This window comes from Pedobacter sp. Leaf132, from assembly GCF_920984695.1.
GTDB lineage: Bacteria > Bacteroidota > Bacteroidia > Sphingobacteriales > Sphingobacteriaceae > Pedobacter.
In genome coordinates this window covers 15,030-39,653 of the sequence record NZ_CAKLBO010000007.1, presented here as the reverse complement: position 1 = coordinate 39,653, position 24,624 = coordinate 15,030, and the positions used below count along the sequence as shown (strand labels likewise).

Below are 24,624 nucleotides of genomic sequence, written 5' to 3'. Positions count from 1 at the left end.
TACACTAAAAGGACATCATAAATTAGGATTTCAACATAAAAATCATTAATTTTAATCATCAACCACCAATTAATCAGAAAGTTATGAAAAATATGTATATTTTCTTTATAGCAGCACTGATATCTTTGGGCTTTATGCTTCTTTCATTAAATATTGCCGACCCAGAATTGGGTATTGCTACCATAATTATAATTTGGAGCATTGCTTTCTGGCTATATTTTAAAAGACAGCCTGAAAATTCTGCTGAATAATACAAAATTGAAGATTAGGTGATTTAATTGCCTTAAATCAAACACCTTTTCGCAAAGTTTACCTTCTGCCTAAATAAAATTAGAATGCCTTGTCGTATTCATATTTTTTTTTGCAGAAAATGAAAGTCATAAAAAAAAGCCCTGGCATAAACCAGAGCTTAAATCAGTATTCTAAATACTTAACCATAAATGCTAGAACAGCAGTGAAAGTTGATTGCATATTATAATGCTTATGCCAAGAATTTTACTTTGAAAATTTATATACCGAGCTGGTTTTATAAGTTTTTCCTGGTTCTAACACAGTTGATGGAAAGCTTGGTTGATTTGGGGCATCCGGGAAATGTTGTGTCTCCATTGCAAAAGCTGTTCTAAAATCATCTTTTGCACCAGTTTTGAAGGTGTTTTTACTCTGCATAAAATTTCCGCTGTAAAATTGTAAACCAGGCTCTTGTGTATAAACATCCATTACAATACCTGATAAATCTCCTTTAACCATTGCTGCATGATACATACCTAAGTCTTTTGTTTTGTTTAATACATAGTTATGGTCATAGCCTTTACCAAACTTTAGCTGCTCATTATCAACACCAATTCTTTCGCCAATGCTTTTTGTTTTTCTAAAATCGAAAGGCGTATTGTTAACTGTGGCAATATTTCCCAAAGGGATTAATGTAGAATCAACTGGTGTGTATTCATCTGCAAAAATCTGAACATTGTGTTTTAAAATGGTGCCGCTGCCTTCGCCATTTAAATTGAAAAATGCATGATTGGTTAAATTGACTACCGTTTTTTTATCCGTTGTAGCTTCGTAATCCATTTTCAATTCGTTAGCATCCGTTAAAGCATAAGTTACTTTTATATCCATATTACCAGGAAAACCTTCTTCCATATCTTTAGCTTTATATGTTAAAATCAAGGTTTGTGGGTTCGGCTGGCTGGCATCCCAAATTACATACTGGAATCCTTTTTTGCCTCCATGAAGCGTATTAACACCATTATTAGTGAATAAAGTATAAGTTTTGCCATCTAACACGAATTTTCCTTTCGCTATGCGATTACCGAAACGACCAATTGTAGCACCAAAATATGGTTCAGTAGAGTTTTTGTAATCGTTTAAACTTTTAAAGCCAACCACAACATCAACCATTTTACCTGCCGAATCCGGAACATTTAAGCTAACTAAGCGTCCGCCATAATTTGTAAAAGTGGCTTCCATCCCATTCTTATTTTTTAAAATGTAAAGTGCTGTCTGCTTTCCATCTAAAGTACTTTTAAATGAATCGGCAACTACAGAAAATTGCGTTGCTTTGTCTGTAGAATCTACAGATGATTTTTCTTTTGTGCCAGAGCTACAGCCCCATGCCATTACAATAAATGATAACCCGACTAAAATATTTGATTTCATATTTGATTATTTTCCGTTCAATTTTTTAATTAAATCTGTTTCGTCTTTACGGTAAGGTGTACCGTCCTGATTAAAAATTTCATGAAACCATTCAATTGGCTCGCTGCCATCTGCTAATGGCGTATCCCATGCAAATTTTGTATTCGTTTTACCATCAACAAAACCCCAGTTAATTGCGCCAACATTTTCCTTTTTTAGTAGTGGAAGAATGTTCGCAAATCGACTATTGCGGCTTCTGGCCATATATTCGGTACAAATTAACGGTCTGCCGATTGTTTTTAATAAATCAATTGTACGTTGATGCCATTCTGGCGCTTCATAATTGTGGTACGTTACTATATCCGAATTTGCAATTTGAATTTTGTTGAGTTTTTCGTAACCCCAATTCCATAAACCAATGCTAATCGGCTGACTTGGATTTACTGCCCTGGCCCATTCGATAGTTTTATTTAGCAATGGAATTGTGGTTTCCAATTTGCCACTATTGCCAGGCTCGTTGTATAAATCCCAAAGCAAAATACGTTTATCATCAGCAAACCTGGTTAATACTGCCTTTACATATACTTCAAGATCGGCAAAGTTTGCTTCTTCTTTAGATGCCGGATCGCCAGGATCTTGTAACCAACCCGAATTATGAATACCCGTTTTGGGTGCAGGCTGCTTTCCATTTTCTGAAGTCTTATTCCAGCAATCATCAAAAAACACAAACATTGGTGTAATTTTATGTTTATCTGCAATGGTTAAAAACTGATCAACACGTTTTAAAAATCCTTGTGGATCTTGTTTATAAGCTTTACTGTATAAAAATACCCTTAGCGTGTTAAAACCTATTCCTTCGGCCCAACCGAGCTCTTTATCAATTATATCCGGACTAAAAGTGTCTGCTTGCCACATCTCTAGCTGATTAATGGCATTGGCTGGAATATAATTGGCACCCGTAAGCCATTTATGGGTTTTATACCATTCGTTTGCCTTTTCTACAGACCAGATTTTACCCGGCTCTTTCTTACTTTTTTGGGCTGAAACAGTGCCGGCAACCGAAAAGAAAAGTACTACGGCTAATAAATAAATTTTAATCTTCATTTTATGTATTATTTAGATTTTGTAATTTCTCAAATATCGCCTTGCGATAAAATTTGCTTACAAGCATTTTTTGGAAAGATATTCTTACCTGTTATTTAATTTTTTATCTAATAATTTTATAGAATAACCACCAACCACACTTCTGGCTTGAAAACCAACTTGTTTACCATCTGTCGTTTCATGCCAATCGCTTAGTGGAACTCGTGTTGGAGTTTGTAGAGCATACTCATAAATCGGCTTTACTAGTTTATTAAAATCTGCAGGGTTATCCGCCAAAGTTGCCGTCCACATAATCCAATCAGATTTTGTATAAGTTTTACGGCTATCTAATGGCAAGCCGAACTTATTCTGCTTTTTTAAATAGAAATCTATTTCCTTTTTGTATACACTTTTCGGAAAAATATCTAGGTTAAGAACTTTATCCCAAACCAGATTATATTTCTGACTCCAGGTATTTTTCTTATCAAAAGTTAAAGCATAATGGTCGCCATCATCAGCCATTTCCATCCATTTTAAGGCCATATCTTTAGCCATTTTGGTATATTTTTCTGCCGTTGCCTGCTCTCCTAATTCTTTTGCGAGCATGCCATAACTGCCTAAAGCCACAATAGCTTTTACCGATAAATTTGCGTTACGAGCCAAATGACCAGCAAAATCATCAGTACAAAGTTGATTTGCCGGATCAAAACCTTCCTTACTTAAGTAATCTGCCCAAATAGATAATGTTTTCCAGTGCTTTTTAGCATAATTAGCATTGCCTTCTACCTTTGCAATTGCTGCAGTTAAAATGATCATATTCCCCGATTCTTCCACAGGCATATCTTCACCATACGTTTGTCCGTTTGCCAAAGGATATGTACCCAAATCATGTGCTGCAAAAGGCTTTGGCCATTTACCACTTTCGCTGTAGTAAAAGATGCCATTCATCATACCCTTTAATAAATCTGGATTATAAACCAAATAAAGTGGTGCAGACGGATAAGTAATATCTACCGTATTTATTGACCCATTACTAAAGTTTTCCTTAGATAAAAACAGAAGTTCACCATCAGGGCTTTTTACCAATTTATGTCCCGAAACGGATTGACGATAGGCGACATCTGATAAATTTGCGTATTCTTCGCCTCCAGCGGCAATGTTATCTTTACGAAACTGAGCATCAAATTTATCGCATTGCGATACAATATTTTTATACTGAGCATTTGCAAGATCCAGCTGTTTTTCAATGTTTTGACTGCCGTCATTATTCCACCACGATTTTAAATTTTGTCCAAAATACTGAATCGCATCGCCTTGGTCGTAAGCCAGTAAAATATTATTTTCTGTTGAAGTATTGCCAATGTTTTTAAAGGTTAATATTGTAGCTAAACTTAATTTTTTACCCCTTTGATTCGTTGCTATCGAAGTCTTTCCGTTTATAAAAGATTTTATGGCTTCTTGCTCATTTGCAATAAATTGATTGGCGTTTGCTTTATTAGCTGCCACATAAACATGACCCCAATCTATCCGTAAATCATCTCCGCTTTTTTTAAGAACAGGTTGCTCAACAGTACCAGCTTTTAGAACGCTAAGATTCCCACTGACCATTTTTTCGGCTTTAACTTCCTGAGCGCTTGTATTTACAGCCAAATCAGTAGAAGTTCCGAAGAAGACTTCTGCTTTATGTTGTTTGCCATCATTACTTTTTAGCTTAAAGGTAACGTAAGAAACCGGCCTCGAAAGTAAGTCTAAATCGTTCATCAATAACGGAGAAAGGAAATCTACATCAAGATTTACCGGACCACACTGAAATTTATACTTGGTTTGCGTAGCCGTTATATCTACAGCAGTTTGCTTTGCCGGAAGAATTCCCTGAAACTCAGTAATTTGTTTTTCGTTTACCAAACCAGCATCTAACCATTGGCCACCGGCAGTATTTTTAACATGGATTGCTAATACGTTTTTGCCTTTATTTAATTTAACTTTTGAATTGTTTAAAGGAATGTAAATGTATTTGCCGGTCCAGCATTGGCAAGCATACACCTGAACACCATTTAAATACACCTCCACATTATCATCATGATTAAGTTTTAAATTTAAATTCTGAAACTGAGTTTGCTCCAGATTAAAAGTTCTTCTCACCCATAAATCTTTACTTTTCCATTTGGTTTTCGCCTCACCATCTCCAAATGCACCTTTACCTGTTTTCCAGCCCTTATCGTTAAAATTATTTAGTTGCCAACCATTTGCCGGGCTATCTTCTGTGTACTGGGCATTATAGTCTTGCTCATCAGCAGCTGGTAAAACACTTTGAAAACTTTTATCAGGGCTACCTAAAAAACGATAAACTTTACCATCAATTTTGGCAAAACTAGTTAACGATTGGCTGGTTCCGGTCCAATGCTTTGTTGGCGATGTATTCAACTCATCCGTAAAAGACCAAATACTGAAATAAGGATCTTGAGTAATTAAAGGATACGCAGGCGCTTTTCTGGTTTGAGCAAAACCATTTACAAGGGCAAAAGATAGAAATAAAAATGACAGGACTTTTTTCATAAAATGTGTTTAATTGGGAAAAAGCCATCCGAATATTTGATTATTTCGCAACCGCTAAATCTGCAAAATACCCGCAATACCGGATGGCCTAAAGAGGAAAACTAATAGGTTAATTTAGAGACGGGTGTAAATATTAAATCTTCTACGCCTGTAATTTTTACGCCTATGCGGGCAAAAACGTAATTCTGTGTAGGCACAATGCTTGGTATGTTAACAACCATATTTAGGTTATTTAAATCGGCTATGGCAGCGCCACTAATAGTTTGTGTTGCAAGGTTATTAGAACCATCTACAAACTGCGTTTTATTTACATAAAGGCTAACACTTTCAATATTTTTAGCGTTTGCATCAGTAATAATTTTCTCGAGTTTGCAACTTGCATTTACTTTACCGGCAGCAGCAGTTATAACGCCATTTCTAATCATATAATAAGGTACAATTTCAATATCCATTGTTTTACTACCGTTCAAATTTAGCTGTATGGTATCTTGTCTGCCAGCTGCATTTTTAGGCCATAAAAAAGGACCTTGATTTGCGGAAAAAACAAGTTTGTAATTACCATTAAACAATTTTGCAGAGAAACCACCTTCCTGATTTACATTTACGTTAATTGCTCCGTTATTACCAAAACCTGGTTGCCACAATTCAAAATTAACGTTACCATATTGTACGTTGATGGCTTCGCCTTTATACACAAGCCTGCCATTAAAATCAACCTCAGGTGCATCGTAATTATCCTTTTTGCAAGAGCTAACAAACACTGCAACCATTAGTGCTATGGCTAAAAAATATCTGGTTTTCATATCTATATATCTTGTTAACATATTATTGATTTGGGTTTCTAACAATCTTTGGATTTCTGTTGATAATATCCTGGTTGATAAATGAATAGTAATTACCTAAACGGAAACGGTGAGCTGCCGTAACACGACTAGGTTTTACGACTTTAAAAATGTATTTATTGTGATTCGGATCGCCTGGATTATAATATTTGTAAGGCCATAAGCCATAAACCTGTGTGCTCTGTTTTGTTGATGCACCGATATTTGATGCATTGGTAAAATCGGCAGTGCTCATTGAATTTCCATTCCAAACTTTATCGGCTAATCTCCATCTTTTCATATCCCAAAGCTCATGTCCTTCAAAAGCCAATTCAACTTTGCGCTCATGTACAATACGATCAAAAGTAATTTGAGTTCCTGTAAGCGCTGTGGTTAAACCAGCACGATCTCTAACCGGTTTTAAATATGAAGCTGCACCTGCGGCATCGCCCATTTCGAAACTTGCTTCTGCAGCGTTTAGTAAAACTTCCGCATAGCGATAACGTACCCACCAAACTTCACTTCGCGTACCTATCTGACCCGAACCTGCTGCAGGATCTAAAAATTTACGAATGTAAAAACCAGATTGAGCGCTAAACTCAAGTCCATCAACCGGACCATCGCCACCAACAACCTGTACCGCACCTGTATTACCGGGTAAAACATTGGTTTTAATCTGGCCGAAATTATCGCCAGTAACTGTGGCACCACCGGCAAGCTGGTAACCTGCCCAAATATCAACTGTTTTACCCTTAAATTGCGAACCAGGCAAAATAACCGTTCCAGCTAATCTTGCATCTCTCCCGGTAAAAATATCGCCGATATTGGTATAATAAAGTGTGTTTCCGGCAGCATCAACATTAGGTAAAGAAGCGAAAGTATTATCTAATTTTTCAAAAGATTGAACCAGATTTAAAGATGGGTTTAACCTTCCACCCTGTTGCTCCTCTGCAGATGAGCGTGGTTGATTTTCAATGGTAAAACCATGCGCCTTATTGGTTTTAAGTTTAAAATCTTTCACAAAAATCATTTCAGTATTATTGCCTTTATCCGTAAATAATGAGGCAAAATTTTCGGATAAATTAGGGTTTTTGCTATACAAAGTGTATTTACCATCTGCAATAATTTCTTTCGCAGCGTCAAGAGATTTTTTATAATAAGCCTGCGCCATTGTTGCCGGTATGCCTACCTCGCCACCCGCTAAAGATACTGATGGTGTTGAAGCGCCATACTTTGCAATAGATGCTGCATAAAGTGCTGCTCTTGATTCCATTGCTAATGCAGCGGCTTTACTTGCACGACTTTGTACATTCGCTGCATTTGGCAGTATGCCTTTAACAGCTTCCAACTCAGAAATTATAAAATCATAAACTTCTGATTCTTTTGCACGGGCACGTTGTAAATAAGTTGGGTCGCCACTATAATCATATTCTAAAACCTCAGTTATAATGGGTACACCACCCATTCTTTTAACCATTTCAAAATAAACACCAGCACGGATAAACCTTGCTTCGGCAATAAATCTGTTTTTATCGGCAGCCGATAAACTGGTAGATTCTTCACCACGTTTAATAAATAAATTGATATCGCGGATGTAACCATAATCCCAATAATTCCACGAATCATAATTATATTCTATGTTTTGATGGCGAAAATAATCGCCTCCGGCAGATGCAAAACCCTCATCAAAATCGGTATACAACCACCATGATTCTACCCTTTGGAAATCTGGAAAACGATCATATAAATCGCCCATTACCGAAAGCACCAGATTGGCATCTTTCCAGGTTGCATCTACACTTAAGGTATTTGTAGGTTGCTTATTTAAAAATTCTGAATCTTTTTTACACGATTGCGAAAAGGATAACAGCGCAACTGCAGATAATGTATATATAAATTTTTTCATTGTATTCGATTTGAAGTTTATAGCGATAATTTAAAACCCACGTTAACAAACTTATTCTGTGGATATTGCAAACCATTATCATCAGCAATTTCAGGATCTACACCATAACTTTTTAGATTATCTAAAGAGAACAGGTTATATCCGTTTACATAAACTCTGGCATTTTGAATTTTAATTTTCTCCGACCATTTCTTTGGAATAGTGTAACCCAATTCGATGGTACGAGCCCTTAAATAGGTTACATTATGCAACCAAAACGTAGAGTTTTTATTGTAGTTACTCAATGAGTTATCGTTATATCGCATGGCCGGATATTTTCCAGGAAGCCATTGACTGTTTAAATCGTAAGGATTTGCCCTGTGCCAGCTATCATCGGCAAAGTTTTGCAGCAATGCACCACCATTTTGGAATGGCCATCTTTGCTCCCAGTTTTGGTTCCATGAGTACATCGAACCACCAGAAAAATCTGCAACAAAATCAAATCCCTTGTAAGATAAACCGATAGAGAAACCAAACATTAAATTCGGCTGACCGGTTGTTGTGTAACCAATTGGCCTTTCATCCAAGCCATCTATTACACCATCACCATTCTGATCTTTGTAAATTAAATCTCCCGGAAGCAACGTACGGTTACCACGTCCATCCATATTTATTTTGGAATTATTAATTTCCTCAACACTTTGAAATTGGCCAGTAACTTCATAACCCCAGAAAATGTTATTATATCTGTTTTCTCTAGAATTACGATACTGATCTATAGAGTTATTAAAACGTGGTTTATATGAATCTAAAAATTTACTTCTAGAAAGTGATGCGTTACCGCTAACATTATAATTAAGCTCACCAACTTTATTTCGATAGCTAAGCATAAACTCACCTCCATATTGTGCATCACTGTTTATGTTTTCATCGCTTAAATTATAACCAAGTTCTGCAGGAACTAAAATATCATTTTTAGTACCTCTTAAACCAGTACGTTTACGATAGAAATAATCTGCAGAACCACTTAGTTTTCCATCGAATAAAGAGAAATCTGCACCTATATCAGCGATTTTACTCTTAAACCAGCTTAAATTGTTAATAATTGGTCCTTTATCTCTAGAGGTAACGATAGTTTGCCCATCCAGAATAGCGGTACCAACATTATAAGTATAGCCAGGTAAATAGGCAAATGGATCGATATTAATGTTATCATCACCCAAAACACCATAAGAACCTCTGAATTTGAAATCAGTTAAGATGCTGTTTTCACCAAGCAATTTCTTCATAAAGCCTTCCTGGCTAATTCTCCAGCCAACAGATGCCGAAGGGAAATAACCTACGCGGCGATCGGGAGAAAATTTCCATGATGCATCTCTTCTTCCAGAAAATTCGAAGTAATATTTATTGTCGAAATTATAATTTAAACGCGTTACGTAACCAATACGGGCTTCTTCCTGCTGTTGGTCGGTGTAATCTTGCCCATCTAAATCTGCAAATTGCAATACAGGTAAAACATTTGTTTTTGGTACCGCATGTTGGAAGGTATAAGTACGGAAACGATCTAACCTTTCTGCCAACAACAATGCACCAAGCGTATGCTTACCAAATGTACGGTTGTAATTAGCATGTAACTGGTAAGTATTGGTAATAACTTTTTCGTTTCTTCTTTCGCGATAAGGATTCGAACTACCAACTTTCTTTTCGTAAATCCCGGTTTCAGGGCGATAGGTATAAACATCGTAAGTATACTCGTGGCCGTTGATTACGTTATCTGCGATGTAGTAAGAGTATAAACCTTTTAAACTTAAACCTTTAATAGGCGTATCATAATCGGCAGTTAAATTGGTTTGTAAAACTCTCCAGTCCGAGCGCCAGTAGCCGGTTAAAGCTTTACTTTGTACAGCAAAATTCTCGGTATTGTGCCCAATATCATTTGGATAAAGTGGATTACCATTTGCATAGGCTTGCTCTGTTGGGCGGTTACGTAGCAGCGCAAATCTTGCAGCAAAATAATCATCTCCACCCGGTACACCCGGTTGGTCGCGGGTTTCAATCCTACCGTTTAATAACATGCTTACCTTAAAGCGGTCGGTAATTTTTGCAGAAACATTACTTTGAATATTGGTTCTGTTAAATTCAAATTCTCTTGCTGTACCGTAAACGCCTTTTTGGTCTAAACGCGTTGCCGAGATGTAATACGTTAATTTATCTGTACCACCAGATGCATTTAGGTTAACAGAATACTGTGGTGCGTTTGGTGCAATAATTAAATCTCTCCAATTTTGGCTTTGATAACCATACTCAGTGCCGGCCCTCCATTTATCAAGCTCTGCCTGGGTAATCGCGGTTGTTCCGGTTCCGTTTAATTCTGCCGTTGCTTTACCTAACATGTAGGTGTAAGCATCGGTAGTTTCAGGAAAACGAACCCAATTTTGCCAGCCTGTGTAAGCATCAACACTAAAAGTATTTCTGGTGCTGTTCGCACCACGTTTTGTGGTTACAATGATAACACCATTTGCCGAGCGACTACCATAAATGGCCGCTGAAGCATCTTTTAATACGGTTATACTTTCGATGTCATTAGGCGAAATGTTATTAAACTGACCAGCATCCTGCTGAATACCATCAATAACATAAAGCGGATCGCCCATGTTTCTGATTTGAATATTTGCGCTAGCACCTGGTCTGCCATCAGGCATACGGAAAGAAACACCTGGAAGCTTACCTGCCAAACCTGTACTTACCGTTGCACCACCGTGTACACGCTCAAAATCTTTACTGGTGATGGTTGCAACCGCCCCGGTGATGGATTCTCTCTTTTGTGTACCATAACCCACAACAATTACATCATTTAAATCGCTTGTAGATGGGACCAATCTGATTCGAATATTTGACGAACCATTTAAAGGATATTCTAACGAGTTATAACCCACAAAAGCAACAACTAAAGTTGCATTTTTATCTTGAACGGTAATTTTAAAATCTCCTGAATCGTTTGTGCTGGTAATAGTTGTAGCACCTTTTACCTTAACGCTAGCGCCTGCAATTTTCTCCCCTTTTTCATCAGCTACAGTTCCGGTAATAACGGTTTGGGCAAATGCTTGAAAATTTGTACATAACAATAAAAATAAGAGGCAACTTCCAATAAGGGAAAAATTATACTTCTTAAAACCGTTTTTTTGAGGCGAAAGCCACGAGTAATTCATAGCCCCTCCTCCGGAAGAGGATAAAGTTTTTTTCATAAAATAGTTTATTTTGGTTAGTTACTAATCGGGAAGTTTTTTACCGCCCGAATTATTATATTTCAAATATGGACGATTTCAGGTGTGACTATTCTATCAATTTGTATCAATATTTCTTCAATTTGTTTCTATTTCTCAGTAAAATATTATCTATCTTCACTTAGATACTAAATCGTTTTAAAATGTTCCAATTCAATTATTATTAAAATTGTATCATCAATTCTACATATAATTTCAAAAATGATTTCGTATTATTAATAAGCCTTGTGCAGTATCTTAATTAGCCAAATGTTTACCACTTGAAAAAGTTATTTTTTTTAACCCTGATATTGCTTCTGGCAGAAATTTCTTCTGCTCAGCCTTACTATTTCCGGCACTACCAGGTTGAGAATGGCTTATCAAATAATACTGTTTTTTGTACTGCGCAAGATGAAAATGGCTTTATGTGGTTTGGTACTAAAGATGGCCTAAACAGGTTTGATGGTTACCAATTTAAAACTTACCGGCATGATGCAGATCAGTCAGGTAGCCTGGGTAACGATTTAGTTTACGATTTGCACAAAGATTCGGATAACAGACTCTGGATAGGTACAAATAATGGTGTTTACCAATTCATCCCACAAACCGAACAATTTGTAATTATAAAGGGTACAGAAAATTTCAGAATAAATGATTTAAACTCCGATAAGCAAGGTAATCTGTGGATTATTTCTTTATCACGAGTCTACATCTACAATACCAAGCTAAAAAAATTGTATGCTTTTGGCAAAAATGCTCCATTTGATGCAAATTCTGTTTCGGTGATGCATGATGGTAGTATTTGGATTAGTACCATGCAAGGCACTATTGAAGAGTATAATCCAGCGAAAAAGGATTTTAAATCTCACTTTGTGATGAGTAAAACAAACCCTCAGGAAAGTAGTTGGGCAAACCGAACACTTGATGTTGGTAACCAGAAAATCCTAATTGGAACGGCAAACCAGGGCATTAAATTATTTGATAGAACAACCGGTTTAATTAAAGATATTTTAACTTTTAATGATGACAAAACATCTATCTATGTTAGAGATATTATACAAGCCGGCCCGGACGAATTCTGGGTGGCGACCGAATCGGGCATCTACATTTACTCAAGTAAAAAAGTTATCCGATTAAAAAAACAGTACAGCAACCTGTATTCGCTTACAGATAACGCCATTTACACCGTTTTTAAAGATCGCGAAAACGGCATTTGGGCAGGCACTTATTTTGGCGGTGTAAATTATTATTCAAGTCAGTATTCAATATTTACAAAGTATTTTCCGCAAAGAGATAACAACGCCATCAGCGGTAGCGATGTTAGGGAAATTTGTAAAGATGCTAACGGTAATTTATGGATTGGTACTGAAGACGCCGGACTAAATATGCTCGATGTTAAAACCGGATTATTCTCAAATTTTCTTCCGAATGGAAAGCCAACAAGTATTTCTTATTATAACATCCATGGTTTATTGGTTGATGGAAATAAGCTCTGGATTGGAACTTTTGAACATGGACTGGATATCTTAGACATTAAAACAAAGAAAGTTATCAAACATTATTCTGCTGGTAAAGGCAATAAATTACGTACAAATTTTATCGTTAGTTTTTATAAAACCCGCAAAGGCGAAATTCTGGTTGCAACCATTTCCGGATTGTACCGCTACGACAGGAAAAACGATGATTTTGAGTTGGTAGACAATATACCGGTTGTATTTTATGAGGTTATAACCGAAGATAGCGATGGGCATATTTGGGCCGGAACTTTTAACGATGGAATAATCCGTTTTAGATTGGATAGAAATGATGTTTCCCAATATAAAAACGACCCGAAAAACATCAAAAGCCTAAGCCACAACACCATAAACGGCGTTTTACAAGATAGCAAGAAGAACATTTGGATAAGCACAGATGGTGGTGGACTAAATCTTTATAATCCAAAAGAAAATAACTTTACCCGCATTACCAGCAAGGATGGGTTGCCAAGTAATTTTCTTTTCAGAATTATTGAAGATGAATATAAAAAATTGTGGATTGGTAGCACACGTGGCTTAATAAATTACAATCCGGTAGATAAATCGGTAAAAGTTTATTCCCGTTCAAATGGTTTGCTTACCGATCAGTTTAATTATAACTCAGGTTTTAAAGATGATGACAGAAGAATTTATTTTGGTAGTGTAAGGGGTTTAATCAGTTTTAAACCAGAAGATTTAAAAAATTATGCAGTTACGCCATCAATTAAATTAACCGGTTTCCAGATTGATAATGAAGAAAGTAAAATTTCCAGCCAGGATTCGGTACTAAATAAATCAATTTTATATACAGATAATATAAAGCTTAATGATTCACAATCTTCATTCAGTATTGATTTTGCAGCCTTAAGTTACGTATCGCCAGATATGACCCAGTATGCTTACCGAATGGAAGGTTTGAGTAATAAATGGATTTATTTAAAAACCAACAGGAAAGTATATTTCACAAAATTAGCTGCCGGAAACTATGTTTTTGAAGTTAAAGCTTTAATAAATGGCGCCGGGAACTGGAGTGAGCACAACCCCCGGGTTGCAATAACAATCCTCCCACCCTTTTACGAAAGTAACTTAGCTTATTTAATTTACGCTATACTATTAATAGGCATTGCTTATTTTACCATTCGGGGCTACCATTTAAAAATGGAAGCCAGAACAAACCGAAGGATAGAACTTTTTGAGAACAAAAAGGAAAAAGAAATATATCAGGCTAAAATAGAATTTTTTACCAACATTGCCCACGAGATAAGAACGCCATTAACCTTAATTAAAGGACCAATGGAAAAAGTAATTAAGCAAGCCGCAACCGTTCCTTTCATTGAGAAAAACCTAAGGGTTATGAATCGGAATACCGACCGATTGTTGAAGCTGACTAATCAGTTATTAGATTTTAGAAAAACAGAAGTAAACGGCTTCTCGCTAAATTTTGTAAAGGCAAACATTTCAGAATTTCTGAAAGAAATAAACCTGATTTTTCAGCCAATGGCTGAAGAAAAAAATCTTATCTTTTTACTTACAATGCCCGAAGCGCCATTTTTTGCTTATGTAGATACCGAGGCATTTTACAAAATTATTAGTAACCTAACGGATAATGCAATTAAATACGGCGAAAAACTGACAGAAATAAAATTGGTGATTGAGGATGAAAATGCAGATTTATTTAAAATTGAAGTCGTAAACGATGGGCCAACCATAGCGGCAGATTTAAGAAATAAAATATTTGAACCTTTTTTCAGGGCAACCGAACAGCAAATTAAGCAAGGCACAGGAATAGGCCTTTCAATTTCAAAATCACTGGCAGAATTGCATGACGGGAATTTATTTGCTACAACAAATAACCTTAGTCAAAACATATTCGTGCTCGAACTCCCAATACATCAACTTATCGAATTTAACTTGAAAGGACAATGGAAAAAACAATAGCGAACAACCTACTCAGCAAAGAAGATAAAGCAGAAAAATTTGTGGTTTTACTGGTTGATGATGAAGAAGAAATTCTGGATTTTATAGCTGATGATTTAAGTGAAAAATATCAGGTTTTAACGGCAAGAAATGGTAATGAAGCTTTGCAGATTTTAAGCCAGGAAATTGTACAGTTAGTAATTAGCGATGTAATGATGCCCGAAATGGACGGTTATCAGCTTTGCGAAAGAATGAAATCCAGCCTTGAATTTAGCCACATCCCTGTAATTTTACTCACTGCAAAAAACAGTTTACAAGCCAAAATTGAAGGTTTGGAATTAGGCGCCGATGCTTATGTTGAAAAACCTTTTTCGCCTGAATTTTTGCAGGTTCAGGTTGCATCTTTAATTAAAAACAGAAATAAAATCAAAGCATACTTTGCGAGTTCTCCTTTAATCCATATTAAAACAATGGCTTATTCTAAAAGCGATGAACATTTCTTAGAAAAGCTTCATAACCTAATTAACAACCAATTAGATAACCCTGAGTTGGATGTAGAACACCTGGCAGAGCACATGAACATGAGCCGCCCGACATTGTACCGAAAAATAAAATCTATTTCAAATTTAAGTCCGAACGAATTAATAAACATTGCCCGCCTAAAAAAAGCTGCAGAGTTACTAAATGATGGCGATTTGAAGATTTATGAAATATCTGAAAAGGTTGGTTATAGCTCTCAAACGCATTTTGGACGTAATTTCTCTAAACAATTCGGCATGTCTCCATCAGAATATATTCAATCGAAAAACATCAAAAAATAACAATTACCTGCTATCTGATTTTTTAAAGGAAGCAAATATTTTCTTGATTCCTAAAGCAACAGGAACCATTAATAAACCAGCAATTAAACCTAAAGCCAACTCTTTGATAAAGGTTAGCATCGTTGGAAAAATATGATGAATGTAATCGATATTATGATTGAAAATACCTCCGGCAACCAAAATTAACGCAATAGTGCCAATAACGCCCAAAGCTTTAATAATTAATGGAAGGGCTTTAACTAAAATATGTCCTAAACCCGATAAAAAACCTTTATCGTTAGATTTTTTTATCAATTTAAAACCAGCATCATCCATTCTAACAATTAGTGCAACAATGCCGTAAACGCCTACTGTTGCTAAAATTGCTACCACTGAAACGGTTAAAATCTGCATGGTTAAACTTTTATCCAAAACAGTTCCCAAAGCAATAATTACAATCTCTACCGAAAGTATAAAATCTGTTGTAATTGCCGATTTTACCTTCGCTTTTTCGGCCTCATCATCACGTTCAAGCACTTTTTCTACAACCTTTTTAGTTGGTTTAGGCCGATGGAAAAGAAATTCTATAATTTTCTCTACGCCTTCATAAGCCAGGTATAAACCACCTAAAATTAAGATGTACTTTATCGCAATCGGAAAAAATACGTTGAGCAACAAGGCAATAGGTACAATAATAATTTTGTTAATAAGAGAGCCTTTGGTAATTGCCCACAATACAGGTATTTCTCTTGAAGATAAAAAACCCGTAGCCTTTTCGGCATTTACAGCCAAATCATCGCCTAAAATACCAGCTGTTTTTTTTGTTGCAATTTTGGCGGTAACCGCCACATCATCCATTAACGCTGCTATATCATCTAAAATTGCAAAAAAACCCGAAGCCATAAATTGTACCTTTTTATCTGCCGCAAATTATACATTCAAATTTAAATTAGCGGCATTTTTAATGGATTAATTTGCAGAATTAAAGCTTTCACAATACCTGATGGATAAATTATAATTATCTTTAGTCAGGCATCAATAATATACCCTATGCATTTGAGGGAAATCAAACCCAGTAATTCTTTAAGCGCTTTTGTAAGGTATTATCGAATTATTGATTTTGAATTTGATGGAAAGATTATTATCCCTCCTAAAATTTACACGCCCAGGCCAGAACAATGCTTTAATGGAGCTTACTGCTGGCGACACCATTTTTCTGCCCCGAAACATACCGCACACCTGGATACGATAAAGCGATAAAGGTAAATTAGTTTATTTTGTATAACCGGCTGGCAAAGCCGAAGCGTTTTTTCGTGCAATGAATAATTTAGACCATAAGCCATCAAATGAAGAAGTGGATAAATTACATGAAGCCTGTGGAATGAAAGTTATCGGCCCAGGATTAAGCCTTTAGTCAAAAATGATGCTATGTCACATGCAGGAGCTCATGAATGATTAAAATAAATTTGCTGTCTCGTTACTCCCCCGATTGCGGGAATTGTAAATCATATAAATTACGATGTGACTCGCCTTATGATGCCTGGTCAAGCGGAGTAATATGTACACTCAAAATAGTTAAATTAAAAAATAAAAGCCTTCAGAACAGTTATTCTGAAGGCTTTTAAAAATTTATAAAGAATTCTTTTTAAACTTAAAATTTATAAGAAAGCGTTGTTAAAAATTGACGAGGTGCAATCGGATTGACGCTGTAATTTTCGTGTACAAAATAGTTTAATTCGTTAGTGATGTTAGACATTTTTGCCAGCAAAGCGAATTTTTTCCAGGTGTAACCTGCTGAAAAATCAAGCGTTGTAAATGCTGATAAAGGAATTAACCTGATTGTAGCCGCATTTTTTGCATCATTCCAGCCACCATTACGTTTACCTGTGTAAAATGCAGACGCACCAAGCTTTAAACCTTTAACAGCTCCATCCTGAAAAGTGTAAAATAGTGTGGCGTTTGCTGTATTCTTGGTCGTTCCAACTAAACGAACATCCTCAATCATACCGGTAACATCGGCTGTGTTAGTGTAACGCATGTAGTTATAAGCGTAACCCATTAAAAAGTTCAAACCCTTTGCCAAATTTCCACTAATATCAGCTTCAAAACCATCACTTGTGGTTTCGCCATTTAGCTGTCTGAATAATGCACTTGTACTGCCATCGGGCATAATTGCCGCCTGAGAAATATTGCTGTTGATGATTTTATAATAGGTTAAATTTGCAGTTAATTTACCACCGAAAAAGTCGTTTTTTACACCAGCTTCGTACTGATCAACCATTGATGGAGGAAGTGCCTGGCTATTAACATCGATACCAGAATTTGGAATGAAGTTATTTGCGTAGCTAACATACATCGATGTTGTTTTTAAAGGCTGATAAATCAACCCGAATTTTGGAGAAAAAGCATCATCAAATTTTGTGGCACCGTTTGTAACTGCTCCGGTTTCTAAATTTAAAGCTCTAGAGCTTGAAGTTTTCTGGTCGGTATAACGAATGCCCGCCAGCACTTTAAACTGGCTTGTAACTTCAATTAAATCCTGTACAAATGCACCGTATCTGTAAATTGGAGCAAGTGTTTGCGTAATGGCGAAAGCCTCAGGCATTACTCCAGAACCATAGTAAGTGTTAGGGTCGAACAAATTTACATTACCATAATTGAAGGTTGTAATATTTGCACCTGCCGCAGTTTTTCCATAAGCAAAAGCATTACTGGTTACCCGGGATTGATCTGCATCTACACCAACCAATAAAGTATGTTTTAAACGGCCGGTTTTGAAATTACCATTTAAGTTAATTTGCTGGTTGTATGTATATTCCTGACTAATTTGTCGGGCTAAATTTCTTGTTGCAACACCACTTGCATTGGCTTGAATACGCTCAGAACCATAATAATTACGGTTATAAGATTGAAAAGATCCTATTGCATTTAATTTCCAGTTCTCACTAAACTGATGGCTAACATTAGCCTGAGCGGTTGCTGTATTGGTTTTATTATATGCCCATGGCGTGTTAATAAATTTTTCGCGACCATAATCTACAATCACACTATTTACTGAGCCTACACCAAAATCGGGCGTATAATCGCTTTTTAAGTAATCACCCTGAACTAATACTTCAGTTTTATCACTTATTTTGTAAAGTAATGATGGATTGATGTAAAAACGGTTTGATTTTACATAATCTCTAAAACTGCCGGCATTTTCATAGGTACCAATCGCTCTGAAAGCTAATTTTTTAGATATTGGCCCGTAAAGATCTACAGTTGGTTTGTATTGGCTATAGCTACCAGTTCTCATTAAAACTTCGCCACCGTTTTCAAATTTAGGTTTTTTGGTAACCATGTTAACCACCGCACCGCCAGTAACACCGCCATAAAGTAAAGCAGCACTACCTTTTAAAACCTCAACAGATTCTAAAGTACTCGCCTCCGGGCTACCGCCTATTGCAGTACGTGCGCCATTTTTGAAAATGTTGTTCGAACCAAGGCTATATCCTCTTGAATAAAAGTTCTCGCCTACTCCACCTCTGTTCGCACCAAGTGCTACACCATTAACGTTTTTCATCACATCTCCAAGGCTGTTTGCCTGCTGATCTGCAATTACCTGAGTGCCGATAATCTGCACCGCCTGAGGTAGATCTCGTGGTGCTATTGCAATTTTACCCAAGTTAACTGGTTTTGTATTTGGAGTTCTGTAACCGGTAATGGCAACTTCATCTAACTGTGAGGAAGATTCTGCAATAGAGAATGAGAGACTTAATATTTCTCCATCTTTTACGGCGATTTCTTTTTCCTGAGATGATACACCAATGGCAGATAACTTTAAAGTATAATTTCCTGCTGTAACGTTCTTTAATTCAAAGTTTCCCTTTTCATCACTTTGTGTGGTTTTATTGGTGTTTTTTAAACCAACGCTAACGTAAGCTGCAGGATTTCCGTCGCTGGTTTTAATTTTTCCCGAAATGGAACCATACCTGGATTGCGCAAAAACGCTATTGGAAAGGACAATAAATAATATAACGAGTTTAAAAATAGGGGTAATTTTTCTATCCATCTTATTTAGATTAATTCTTATTTAGCGCAAAAAAAGAAAATATAAACGAGATAAAAAAATTATTTTTAATTATTCTAAATAAAAACAATAATTTTCAACGAGATAAATTTGTTAGAGAAATGCGGTTAAACAAGCAAAATGGATTTAAATAAAAAATTCAGGCATTGGCCTGAATTAATTTCATTTATTAATGATTTTTTCTCTTCAAATAATTTATAAATATAAATGGTTTGGTCGCTTTGGAAAAGGGCTGCTTACCTATAAATCAAGCCTTTCTTAAAATCTTTTCCATCTTCTTACCTTTCGCCAACTCATCAATCAGCTTATCTAAATATCTGGTTTTTTTGGTCAGTAGGTTTTCAATTTCTTCGATTCTGTATCCACAAATAACGCCGGTAATTAGTGCTGCATTTGTATTTAATTGGGCCTGGGCAAAAAAATCTTCAAAAGTAACCTTGGCATCAATAAGCTCATTAATTTTCCGGGTATCAAATCCGGTTAGCCATTCTATAACTTCATGAAGCTCTTCCTTAGTTCTGCCCTTGCTCTCTACCTTTTTAACATAATGCGGATACACCGATGCGAAAGTCATTTTTGCGATACGTAAATCATGTTCTGCCGTAGTTTTCATCTGATTATATCTTAAGTTTATGGATAAATATGCGACTGTCCGAATGGTCAACTTTAAATCATCCAATAATTAAAATTATAAATAAATATTCTATAAAAGCCTTAACATGGTCCGTTCTGCTCATCAATTTTTTTAAGCAGTAAGGAAAGTACTTTTGCAAAGGCCACATAGGCTACAAAAATAAAGAAACCCATCTGCAAGGCCGAGTTATTGGCTGTAACCGTTTTAAGCGTTTCATTTTCAATATTTAGCCCAGATAATTGACTCTTTAAAATTCCGTTTAAACCGATGTAAGTCATTGCGATACCCACAACCATAACATCTGCCATATCCCATTTACCTAAATCAAAAGCCAGAAACCTAAGCACTTTAGGGTTATTAAAAAGATGATTGCATGAAATGTGTATGCCTCTGGCAATAAGTCGGAGTAAAGGCAAAACAACTACAAAAATTAAAAGTAAAACACCTACTAAAACGGCGTCGGGCTTAGGTTGCTCTACCAAAGTGCTAATAATGCCTAAAATACTTTTACTCTGGAAAAATAAAACCTGATTGTTAAAGGCAATCTTATCGCCCATCAATGCGAATGTTAAGGTATCAATGCGGGCATCAACTTCTATAATAGGAGAAATTACGCCAACCGTTAGCAAAACCACAGCAAACAAAAGCGACATAATAAACAGCGAAACATGTAATTTCTGGCTTTTTCTCAATATTAACCACAACAGCAATACAATAGCCACACAAACCATCATTATTAAAGCAAATTGATTACTCAGTTTTTTAATACCAGCAAGTTTTGTCTTAACTACGTTATCAAATTCGGTTGAATTTTTAACTTTATACTTGTCGAAAATTGTATGTTCTACGGTGGTAATGGTTGTATCAGAATTATCGTAAGTCTGTTCTTCAAGTTCATTAACTTTACTAACGGCAATACCTTTAATTTTCTTTAACGTAGCCGGACTCGTAATTTTCAAAACAATTGTACGTGCAAAAGAAGGCACCTGTGCATGCAATTCATCAACTTCTACAAAACTATCAAACGCAAACTTTTTAAGTTTTGCCCCCAAACCCTTTTTTGGTTTGGTAAAATCTGCTACGGCTTTGTTTATCAGTCCATGCAACTCCTTCTCTACTTCCTGTTGCATTTCGGCTTTTTGGTTTTTGGTTAGCTTAAAACCTTTAACCCGCCTGTCTACCACAACAGAAATTTTTTCGCCCCATCTATCTACAGAGAAAATACCAAAGGTGATGTTGTTCGATAAGCTGTAATCTTCTTTAATTTGCTTTTGCTCAATAGAAAGCTGATAGAACCGATAGCCTGAAAAAACAGCAACAAGCAACAGCAGAGATAAACCAATAATCAGCGCAGCTGAGGTCCAGATGCTCTTTTTCTGCTGAATATTTTGAGATGAATTAGTATTCGTTGCCATATAATTATTTAATAACGCTTAGCATAAATGGGTTAGTGAGCATCATGCGGTGTAATAAATTTTAATATTGTAGAAAGGATTAAACCGTAAAGCACAAAACTTATAAAAATGATGTAACCCGGCTGTAGTGCAGTATTATTTGTGGTTAAAATCGTTAACGAATCATTCTTAATATTTAAGGCTTGTAGCTGTCCTTCCAGCAAACCATTTAAGCCAATATATGCCATCAAAATTGCGATAACGATAACATCAGCCATGCTCCATTTGCCAGATTGAAAAGCAAAATATTTTACCACTCTGTTTTCAGCTAGTTTTTTTCTACCTAAGAGATGGACGCCCGTAGAACTTAATTTCACCACTGGAAACAGAATACTGAAAACCAATATTAACACGCCAACCAAAACAGAATCTATACCAGATTGACTGATTAATACTTTTACCACATCCATAATGCTCTTACTTTGGAAAAACAAAACCTGATCCTTAAACATTACATGTTCGCCAAGCAGCACAAAATCGAGCGAACGGATTCTGGCATCAACCTCAATCATAGATGCCGTTAAACCTACTGCGAGTAATATAAACGCAAATAGTAACGACATAATGAATAGCGTTACATGCAAATCTCTGCGCTTACGCAAACCCCACCAAAGCAGCAGTACAAAGGTTACGCAACCGAGCATGATAAAAGAGTAACTGTAAGTTTTTGTACGGATGCTGGCTAAAGATTCATTTAGTTTTTGATTTAGTGCATCGGTAGATGAAACATGGTATTTAGCATAAAGCGTTTTAACGGCCTTATCATTGGCAACATAAGCGCTATCAGAGCTTTCTTCCTCTGCGAGATTGTTAAATTCGCCGATAGCCATTTTACTCAGCTGTTTCTTGTTCTTCGGATTATCTACTTCAGCAATAATATTTCTTGCAAAACCAGGTACCTGGGCTTTAATACTATCTGAGTTTACAAAGTTTTTAATCGCAAATTTCTGGATTTTACCACTGATGGTTTTTTTCGGCTTGTTAACCAAAGCCTCAGCCTTATCAATCAGTGCAACCAGTACCTTCTCAATTTCGCCTTGCAAAACCTTTTTCTGTGTTTTGGTCATTTTAAGGTTGCGCACTTGCTTATGCACTATCCTGGCAACATTGTTTTTCCATTGTTGCACTGAAAATAAACCATAGGTGATGTTATTAATGCCCGAAAAGTCTTCTTTAATTTGCTCTTGCTGCTCAGAAAGTTGATGCAGTTTGTAGCCGAAATATCCCTCTACGCCAAGCAGAATAGCCAGTACAAAAATGAGAAGAAGTTTAGGTTTTAAAGATTTTTGCGCTTTCGTATCTTTTGTTTGTGTTTCCAAGCCGTTCAGTTTAAGGTTGCTACCAAACCGGTTTGCTTAAAAAGCTTTTAATTGGTTAGGTATTGGCAATTACAACCATCAACCCTAAAAAAGGTTTTAATAAAAATATCAATTTTATAAAAAACTAATTTTCAGCTTCTTGCGGATTATCAATTATCTTATTTAAGCCAATAATGTGGGTTGCTTTTCCATTTTCATCATAAACAGGTTTACCAAAACCTCGTATCCAATGTGTGCTTCCGTCCTTCCACTTCACCTCGTATTCTGCGCTGTATATACTATTATTATCCAAAGCGTATTTAACGGCATCTTTAATCCGCTGTTTATACTTTGCTAAAATGGTGTTGAGCAGATCGGGATAGTTAAAATCTTCGTCCGCTTTGTAGCCATAATTATTTTTTAGCTGATCGTTAGAAGTCATGTTGCCCGTAGCAAAATGCACCACTGTATAACCCATTCCGGTTGCCTCAATCGCATTCATCAGCACTGTGTTTGCCTCCTGAATCAACAATTTAGAAACAGTTTCTTCACTAACATCGGCAATAATGAACATGATGTTATCTGGTTCATCGCCCATTCTGGCAACAGGTTGCAGAGATAAATTGGCGTAAAGCGTTTTCTGATTTCCATCAATCAAAACCCGTAGTTTTACAGCAACAGCATGGTAAGGTTTTCGGCTAAGAAATACCTCATCCAACAAACCAACAAAGTCATTCCCATTTGCGTCGATAATAATATCGTTCAGCGCTTTACCAATTAACACACCTTCATCTACACCGAATAATTGATGCAAGGCATTATTGCCTTGCCAAATTTGTTTATCAGCTCCAGAACAAATTCCGATAGGAATTGGTGCAGATTTAAATAGCCGTTCATAACTATCTAAAACACTTTCCAATAAATTGTTGGCTTCTAAAACTTGCTCATGATAGGCCAATAACTCCGAATTATGCTCAAAAATTTGTGGATTGACCGGTGTTATAGTTTGCTTTTGTTTTGGTATGCCCGCAACATTTAAATTTTGCAATCTTAACTCTACCCTATCCATCACAATTTTACCTAAGCTTTTTAAAATGTCTTTTTGGCGGGCATCAAGTTGTCTTGGTTGGTAATCCATTAAACAAAATGTGCCTATAGTAAAACCGTTAATTGTGGTTATTGGTGCAGAAGCATAGAATCTAATTTTTTCCGTACCATCTGGCGATGCTTGTTTATCTGCCCAAAAATCTTCAGTAACGGTAACATCAGTTATGTTTACAGCACGATTAAAAGGGATAATAGTACTAAGTTCAGCATTGATATTATCTAAACCAAAAGTAGATTTGTAATGTAAAGTATCTTTAGTGATAAAGCATATCGCGGCTATCGGAACATTAAAAACATCAGCAGCTAATTTTGTAAGTTCATCAAATGCCGGTTCAGGCGGTGTTCCTGTAATTTTGAAGTGTTCCAAAGCAACAATTCTGGCCATTTCAGACGCATCGGAAATACCATTTTGCTCATTATTAATCATGCTTTCATTAGGGATAGTAATTTGTACAGCTGTTTAACACCAAATAGCTCTACTTGTTTCACTACAGCAGAATATAGCATTAAACTGTAGATCCAATTTAATAATTTTTGCAACACAAATTTAATTATCTGCAAATATATCTACCGCAAAACGCCTTT

At 36.1% G+C, this 24,624-nt stretch carries 15 protein-coding genes; 3 read left to right on the top strand and 12 right to left on the bottom strand.

What is annotated here, in order from left to right:
• The first annotated feature begins 83 nt into the window (after window positions 1-83).
• A complete protein-coding gene (locus LUA86_RS13510) occupies window positions 84-251 on the top strand; it encodes a hypothetical protein (protein ID WP_231463579.1) in 168 nt (55 codons plus the stop codon).
• A 244-nt stretch (window positions 252-495) separates the two neighbouring features.
• Here the strand turns inward: LUA86_RS13510 and LUA86_RS13505 are convergent, their stop codons facing one another.
• From LUA86_RS13505 to LUA86_RS13480, 6 genes are all read right to left on the bottom strand, one after another.
• Window positions 496-1,656 carry an aldose epimerase family protein gene (locus LUA86_RS13505; RefSeq protein WP_231463577.1) on the bottom strand — a complete coding sequence of 387 codons (1,161 nt, stop codon included), beginning with the start codon at window positions 1,654-1,656 and terminating at the stop codon, window positions 496-498.
• Window positions 1,657-1,662: 6 nt separating this feature from the next.
• Complete coding sequence (locus LUA86_RS13500; protein WP_231463575.1) at window positions 1,663-2,739, bottom strand: glycoside hydrolase family 2 TIM barrel-domain containing protein; 1,077 nt, start codon at window positions 2,737-2,739, stop codon at window positions 1,663-1,665.
• An 84-nt stretch (window positions 2,740-2,823) separates the two neighbouring features.
• Window positions 2,824-5,274: a glutaminase family protein gene (locus LUA86_RS13495; RefSeq protein ID WP_231463573.1), complete on the bottom strand. Its 2,451-nt coding sequence runs from the start codon at window positions 5,272-5,274 to the stop codon at window positions 2,824-2,826.
• A 101-nt stretch (window positions 5,275-5,375) separates the two neighbouring features.
• Window positions 5,376-6,098, bottom strand: a complete 723-nt coding sequence (locus LUA86_RS13490) for a DUF3823 domain-containing protein (protein ID WP_231463571.1) — start codon at window positions 6,096-6,098, stop codon at window positions 5,376-5,378.
• A 1-nt stretch (window position 6,099) separates the two neighbouring features.
• A complete protein-coding gene (locus LUA86_RS13485) occupies window positions 6,100-8,001 on the bottom strand; it encodes a RagB/SusD family nutrient uptake outer membrane protein (RefSeq protein ID WP_231463569.1) in 1,902 nt (633 codons plus the stop codon).
• Window positions 8,002-8,018: 17 nt separating this feature from the next.
• A complete protein-coding gene (locus tag LUA86_RS13480) occupies window positions 8,019-11,225 on the bottom strand; it encodes a TonB-dependent receptor (protein WP_231463567.1) in 3,207 nt (1,068 codons plus the stop codon).
• 299 nt (window positions 11,226-11,524) lie between these two features.
• Here LUA86_RS13480 and LUA86_RS13475 point away from each other — a divergent pair, with 299 nt between their 5' ends.
• Entirely contained in the window at window positions 11,525-14,695 is a 3,171-nt protein-coding gene (locus tag LUA86_RS13475) for a two-component regulator propeller domain-containing protein (RefSeq protein ID WP_231463565.1), read from the top strand.
• Entirely contained in the window at window positions 14,680-15,495 is an 816-nt protein-coding gene (locus LUA86_RS13470; protein WP_231463563.1) for a response regulator, read from the top strand. The genes LUA86_RS13475 and LUA86_RS13470 overlap by 16 nt, the downstream gene beginning before the upstream one ends.
• Before the next feature lie 3 nt (window positions 15,496-15,498).
• On the opposite strand, the gene LUA86_RS13465 is transcribed toward LUA86_RS13470, so the two are convergent.
• The 6 genes from LUA86_RS13465 to LUA86_RS13440 form a co-directional block, all read right to left on the bottom strand.
• A complete protein-coding gene (locus LUA86_RS13465; RefSeq protein ID WP_231463561.1) occupies window positions 15,499-16,377 on the bottom strand; it encodes a DUF808 domain-containing protein in 879 nt (292 codons plus the stop codon).
• A gap of 748 nt (window positions 16,378-17,125) precedes the next feature.
• Entirely contained in the window at window positions 17,126-19,528 is a 2,403-nt protein-coding gene (locus tag LUA86_RS13460) for a TonB-dependent receptor (protein WP_231463559.1), read from the bottom strand.
• A 265-nt stretch (window positions 19,529-19,793) separates the two neighbouring features.
• Window positions 19,794-20,159 (bottom strand): DUF2200 domain-containing protein, encoded by a 366-nt coding sequence (locus LUA86_RS13455; protein WP_231463558.1) that lies wholly within the window; start codon window positions 20,157-20,159, stop codon window positions 19,794-19,796.
• Between the two features lie 101 nt (window positions 20,160-20,260).
• Window positions 20,261-21,595: a paraquat-inducible protein A gene (locus LUA86_RS13450; protein WP_231463556.1), complete on the bottom strand. Its 1,335-nt coding sequence runs from the start codon at window positions 21,593-21,595 to the stop codon at window positions 20,261-20,263.
• Window positions 21,596-21,627: 32 nt separating this feature from the next.
• Window positions 21,628-22,953, bottom strand: coding sequence for a paraquat-inducible protein A (locus LUA86_RS13445; protein ID WP_231463554.1), 1,326 nt, complete (start codon window positions 22,951-22,953; stop codon window positions 21,628-21,630).
• A gap of 124 nt (window positions 22,954-23,077) precedes the next feature.
• Window positions 23,078-24,466: a PAS domain-containing protein gene (locus LUA86_RS13440; protein WP_231463552.1), complete on the bottom strand. Its 1,389-nt coding sequence runs from the start codon at window positions 24,464-24,466 to the stop codon at window positions 23,078-23,080.
• Window positions 24,467-24,624: the final 158 nt, after the last annotated feature.